At 49.9% G+C, this 1,770-nt stretch carries 1 rRNA gene; it reads right to left on the reverse strand.

The features are described from left to right. Window positions 1-55 precede the first annotated feature (55 nt). A 16S ribosomal RNA gene (locus FFM79_RS12565) occupies window positions 56-1,622 on the reverse strand. Window positions 1,623-1,770 lie beyond the last annotated feature (148 nt).

Below are 1,770 nucleotides of genomic sequence, written 5' to 3' on the forward strand. Positions count from 1 at the left end.
CTCTCAAAACTAAACAAAGTTTCGACGCTGTGTAGGTTTCCGTAATATTCCTTAGAAAGGAGGTGATCCAGCCGCAGGTTCTCCTACGGCTACCTTGTTACGACTTCACCCTAATCATCTGTCCCACCTTAGGCGGCTGGTTCCTAAAAGGTTACCCCACCGACTTTGGGTGTTACAAACTCTCATGGTGTGACGGGCGGTGTGTACAAGGCCCGGGAACGTATTCACCGCGGCATGCTGATCCGCGATTACTAGCGATTCCGACTTCATGCAGGCGAGTTGCAGCCTGCAATCCGAACTGAGAATGGCTTTAAGAGATTAGCTTACTCTCGCGAGTTCGCAACTCGTTGTACCATCCATTGTAGCACGTGTGTAGCCCAGGTCATAAGGGGCATGATGATTTGACGTCATCCCCACCTTCCTCCGGTTTGTCACCGGCAGTCTCGCCAGAGTGCCCAACTAAATGCTGGCAACTGACAATAAGGGTTGCGCTCGTTGCGGGACTTAACCCAACATCTCACGACACGAGCTGACGACAACCATGCACCACCTGTATCCACGTCCCCGAAGGGAACGCCTGATCTCTCAGGTTAGCGTAGTATGTCAAGACCTGGTAAGGTTCTTCGCGTAGCTTCGAATTAAACCACATGCTCCACCGCTTGTGCGGGCCCCCGTCAATTCCTTTGAGTTTCAGCCTTGCGGCCGTACTCCCCAGGCGGAATGCTTAATGCGTTAGCTGCAGCACTGAAGGGCGGAAACCCTCCAACACTTAGCATTCATCGTTTACGGTATGGACTACCAGGGTATCTAATCCTGTTTGCTACCCATACTTTCGAGCCTCAGCGTCAGTTACAGACCAGACAGCCGCCTTCGCCACTGGTGTTCTTCCATATATCTACGCATTTCACCGCTACACATGGAGTTCCACTGTCCTCTTCTGCACTCAAGTTTCCCAGTTTCCGATGCACTTCTTCGGTTAAGCCGAAGGCTTTCACATCAGACTTAAAAAACCGCCTGCGCTCGCTTTACGCCCAATAAATCCGGACAACGCTTGCCACCTACGTATTACCGCGGCTGCTGGCACGTAGTTAGCCGTGGCTTTCTGGTTAAATACCGTCAATACCTGAACAGTTACTCTCAGGCATGTTCTTCTTTAACAACAGAGTTTTACGAGCCGAAACCCTTCTTCACTCACGCGGCGTTGCTCCATCAGACTTTCGTCCATTGTGGAAGATTCCCTACTGCTGCCTCCCGTAGGAGTTTGGGCCGTGTCTCAGTCCCAATGTGGCCGATTACCCTCTCAGGTCGGCTACGTATCATTGCCATGGTGAGCCGTTACCCCACCATCTAGCTAATACGCCGCGGGACCATCCAGAAGTGATAGCCGAAGCCATCTTTCAAGCTCGGACCATGCGGTCCAAGTTGTTATGCGGTATTAGCATCTGTTTCCAGGTGTTATCCCCCGCTTCTGGGCAGGTTTCCCACGTGTTACTCACCAGTTCGCCACTCACTCAAATGTAAATCATAGTGCAAGCACTAATCATTACCAGAGTTCGTTCGACTTGCATGTATTAGGCACGCCGCCAGCGTTCGTCCTGAGCCAGGATCAAACTCTCAAATTAATGATGAGTTCTAAAAAGCTCATTTAAAGTTGTTCAAAAATTTATTTGCTAGCGAATTGACTTCGCAAATGTTTGCTCTCGATTCAAAATCAAGAGACCCTACACATTTGATTCGTCGAAACTTTGTTCAGTTTTCAAAGGTCTAATT

This window comes from Lactiplantibacillus modestisalitolerans (genome assembly GCF_005405425.1).
GTDB lineage: Bacteria > Bacillota > Bacilli > Lactobacillales > Lactobacillaceae > Lactiplantibacillus > Lactiplantibacillus modestisalitolerans.